Here is a 3995-nt window from a genome sequence, read left to right on the forward strand (position 1 = left end):
TCTTATCCACGAACCCCTTCCCCAAATCATATTAATCATCCCAATAGCCCTGACGGTCGGCCGCCTGCACGCGGACGCGCGCGCCGGCGAAGCGGTAGATCAGGCTGGCGAGGACGCCGGCGAGCGTCAGCGCGCCGCCGATCACGAGCAGCAGCATCTGGAGCGAGCCGCCCGGCTTGTCGGTCGGGATGTTCTCTGCCGCAGCGAGCGCCACGGGCGAGGGGGATTTTGACGGCTTGGCCGGCTGCGCGGCTGCGGTCACCGCGGCAGGCGCCGGCTGAGCGGACGCCGTCGGGACGTCGGGCCAGGGCGAAGAGGACTGAGGCGAAGCGGGCTGCTGTGTGAGGCTCTCGGCTGCCTGGTCCGCGGCGGGTTGCGACGTTGGCGCGGCTGCGGCTTGTGCGACGGCGCTGGGTGCCTTGGCGGCGGCACCGCCCCGCGGCCCCAGATATTCGGCGCGCGCGTCCTGCACCGGGTTTTGCTGTTGCGGCGGCGACGTCTCTGCCGCCGGCATGTCATTCTCGACCTGCGCGGTTTGCGTGGCCTTTGGACTGTTCTTGTCGCCCGCAGCGCGCAGATACCAGCATTGCCGCTTCGTCGCGCGATCGAGACGATAGTACCAATGCTGTCCCTGCGGGGCGACGCCCTTCGGCGAAGCGAGGCAGTCGGCAGCCGCATTGGCCGCGCTCGTTGCGGCCGGTGCATTCGTGGGGGCCGGCGCGGTCTGCGACACCGCGGGCAGTGGCGCGCCCGCAATGACGCCGGCGACGATGGTCGAAACGAATTTTGCGGCGCGGTTGCCCATCCTGGTCTCCCGGTTACGCATGACGCAACTCTAACCAGCCCCTTCTCGTCAAAGACTTGGGTGGCAATGAGCCGCAAATCCGGAGAGGATGTGGCTTGAATCGGGCCTGCGTCGCGCGTTCTAGATATTGCGCGGTACCGGCTATTGTTTCACCGAGCTCCAGGTTCCGCCGCAGCCGTCGGAGCGACGCCATGTCCCGGAGCCGCTTCGGCCCGAGAGTCGGCCCGCGCCGGTGAAGCTCACGCCCTGGCCTTCTCCGCGCGTGCTGACCGCGCCGCTGGGGCTGACGGTTCCGCTCACGCCTTCGCCGATGACACGTCCCGAGGTGACCACGACTGCGCCGCTGGTCGAGCCGCCGCAGCCAACGCTGGTGACGATCCAGGCGCCGTCGAAGCCACCGCCGCTTCCACCGCCGCCGGTTCGCCGCGGCGACGAGCGCTCCTCGGCCGGCTTGCTCCGGCGCGCAGGAGCAGCCGGTTCGGCCGAACGGTCCGACCGCGAGCCCGACAGTGATTTCTCGTCATTGCCGATCGAGCCGCCGGCGCTGCCCGACTGTGCGAAGGCGTTTGAGGCGGCCACGGAAAGGGTCAGGAGGCAGACGAAGGCGGTCGCACGGGTGACGGCACGGGACATGAGCAACGATCCAAATGAAAAAGGACATCAACGCCCGGAGCCGTCGGCGCAGACGGATCCGATAATCCGGCAAGCTTTGCCAGCCTTGCCGCATTCGTCAAGCGCAGCGTCCTTGGCGCGCTGTACGCTGTCGCGCTGGACCAGCGACCACGACTTGTCGGAGATGGCGAAGGCGCCGCAGCTTCGACCGTAGAAAGAGAGCTCGATCGGACATTTGGCGCCGCCGCAATTGCCGCGCGCGTCCGCCACGGATGCGCGCCGCGAGGCGTGGTTCCACGACATGCCCCATTTGCTGCCGTCGGGCCCGTAGACGATCGAGCCCCAGGGCTTCAGATCGTCCATCTTGCGCATCCGCAGCAGCAGGCCTTCGGTCGCTTCACCGGTTGGCGTCATCGCGATCCGCTGCTGGAGCTTCGTGATGGAGCGCGTCAGGCCGTCGGGCGTGTCGGGATCGAAATTGAGCTCATAGAGCCGCTCGCTCAGTTCGCTGAGCAGCGCGGCATCGCGCAAGGGGACGCGGTCGGGATCGGCGCGCAGGCGCTCCGCAGGCAGCGGATCGGGCTGCATCGCCGAGACCTGTGGCGGAGCGGCCTGCGTCGGCGGGACGAAATAGAACGTGCCGTCGATCGGCGAGGACGACACCCAGGGCTGCTGCGCGCCCGCGGTGGCGCGCTTCACGGCGAGGCCGACCTGGTTGAAGGTCTGGAACACGTCGAGCCCGGCGGTGCGGATCGTCGTCGCAAGCGCCTTGGTATAGGGGCTGTGGCCGTCGGTGCCGTCCTGCGCGACATTGCCGGGCTGGGTCGCGTAGGAGATCAGCGTGCCCTCCGGCGCGCGCATCTGGGCGAGACCGCCATCGGCGGCGCGCAGCCCACGTGAGCCGAACGGGTTGTTGCGGCAGGCATCGAGGATGACGAGGTTGAGGCGCGTGCCGGAGCCCTGCATCTGGCGCAGCACGAGATTGACGTCGGTCATCTGGAAATCGACATCGGCCTCGCGAGTCGGGTTGGCGCCGACAGGCACGAGGTAGTTGGAGCCCGAGACCTGCACGCCATGGCCGGCATAGTAGAACAGCGCGACGTCGGCACCCTGGACCTGCCGCCCGAAATTCTGCACCGCGACGTCCATCGCGCCCTTGTCGAGATCGAGCTGCGCACGTCCCCCGACCAGCGTGAAGCCGAGTGCGGTAAGCGTCTGCGCCATCAGGCTCGCGTCCTTGGACGGATTGTCGAGCGGGGTGATGTTCTTGTAGGCGGAATTGCCGACCACGAGCGCGATGCGCTTCTCGGCCGATGCATGAACCGTCATGGCCGCGAGCGTGGCTGCGATCAGGCCCGCCAGCCGCACGACGCGATTGAAAACCCTCGCGCGCATGAAATGCCCCAAAATATGGCGGCAGTCTAGCAGCTGTGTGCGGGCGGGAAAAGCGTTGCGACGCGGCGTCTGTGGGCGCGGCAGCATGGCGTCGCCTTGCACGGATCGCAGCCCGTGCCGCCGCGCAAGTCATCAAATGGCTACGGTGATCAGACGGCTGCGAAAGCCGTCGACCAGCTGGTCAGGACCCGCGACCTCCGCAACCTCAGGAGAAGACCTCCACAAGCGAGCAGGATGCCCAGCAGACCACCCCCCACTGTCGGGCCGGGCACAGCCGATACGATGCCCGGAGCACCGGTCAGGGTCGCAGCATCCGGGGATAGGCTGCCCCGGCAAACGCTGAACGGATCGTCGCCGGGGGCGCAGCCCACGAACTGGTAATGTCCAGTTGCGCCCGGCTGAGTGATGAAGATTTTTTGGGAGAGGCTCGGTGTGCTCACCGTGATCGCATTCTGGCCCGGCATGCCTTCCCGCCACGTCACCAGGGTGTTGCCGGTCGCTATTGGAAATGTGCCGACTTGATCAACGAAGAAAGTGCCTGAGGTAAAGCCAAGAAATTCGTATTGTCCCGAAAAAAAGGTGATGAACTGGTCTGCAGGCCCGCTGTCGAAGGAAAGGTGGAGCGCGAACTGAGACGAAGTGTTTTGGCCGGGCCCACACACGCCAAGCGGATCGCAAACAAAGCGGACGCTTTCGGCGCGTCCCGAGATATCCAGTTGAATGATGCTCGCTGAGGCGCCTTCGACTCCGAGGAGGCAAAAAAGCGACGCTCCGAGCAGAAGTCTCCAAGTTTGATATGCATGACTGAGCCAATTCGGAAAGACACTCATCGAAGCTCTCCCTCAGGACTAGCGCCGGCGGTCCAAGCCATGAAAACACCGGGAGCGCTCCCGGTCGTTGAGGAAGATCCAGTTGAGTGATTTTTCGGAAGTCGCTGTCCACTCGCTTCGGCAGGCATCTCGAGCCTCTGGAAACCTATCGCCTCTGCTGTCGTTATCTCGCGGCTGAGGAGGGGCCATGCCGGTCAAGGATCAGATCAAGAATTTCGCCAAGAAGCTTATCGAGGACCGTCCCGATCCGGCGACGCTGCGGGCATTGGTGCGAACGCGAAAACCGGCAGCCTTCCGATTTCGCGACGACGGCATCGTGCCGAACAATCCGAAATTCCCGGCGCTGCTCTATC

General features: G+C 65.8%; 4 protein-coding genes. All 4 read right to left on the reverse strand.

Annotation, left to right across the window (positions count from 1 at the left end):
* Positions 1-31: 31 nt before the first annotated feature.
* A complete protein-coding gene (locus tag JHD07_RS34590; RefSeq protein WP_366865705.1) occupies positions 32-805 on the reverse strand; it encodes a hypothetical protein in 774 nt (257 codons plus the stop codon).
* A 141-nt stretch (positions 806-946) separates the two neighbouring features.
* Complete coding sequence (locus JHD07_RS34595) at positions 947-1438, reverse strand: hypothetical protein (RefSeq protein ID WP_291630325.1); 492 nt, start codon at positions 1436-1438, stop codon at positions 947-949.
* A 27-nt stretch (positions 1439-1465) separates the two neighbouring features.
* On the reverse strand, positions 1466-2812 hold the full coding sequence (locus tag JHD07_RS34600; protein ID WP_291630327.1) for a caspase family protein: 1347 nt from the start codon (positions 2810-2812) through the stop codon (positions 1466-1468).
* 149 nt (positions 2813-2961) lie between these two features.
* Positions 2962-3642, reverse strand: coding sequence for a hypothetical protein (locus JHD07_RS34605; protein WP_291630329.1), 681 nt, complete (start codon positions 3640-3642; stop codon positions 2962-2964).
* Positions 3643-3995: the final 353 nt, after the last annotated feature.

The organism is Bradyrhizobium sp., assembly GCF_016462955.1.
Taxonomy (GTDB): Bacteria; Pseudomonadota; Alphaproteobacteria; order Rhizobiales; family Xanthobacteraceae; genus Bradyrhizobium.

Bases quoted from the DNA above. Each gene is read 5' to 3' on its own strand.
- JHD07_RS34605 (WP_291630329.1), bottom strand. From the start codon at position 3,642: ATGAGTGTCTTTCCGAATTGGCTCAGTCATGCATATCAAACTTGGAGA.
- JHD07_RS34590 (WP_366865705.1), bottom strand. From the start codon at position 805: ATGGGCAACCGCGCCGCAAAATTCGTTTCGACCATCGTCGCCGGCGTC.
- JHD07_RS34600 (WP_291630327.1), bottom strand. From the start codon at position 2,812: ATGCGCGCGAGGGTTTTCAATCGCGTCGTGCGGCTGGCGGGCCTGATC.
- JHD07_RS34595 (WP_291630325.1), bottom strand. From the start codon at position 1,438: ATGTCCCGTGCCGTCACCCGTGCGACCGCCTTCGTCTGCCTCCTGACC.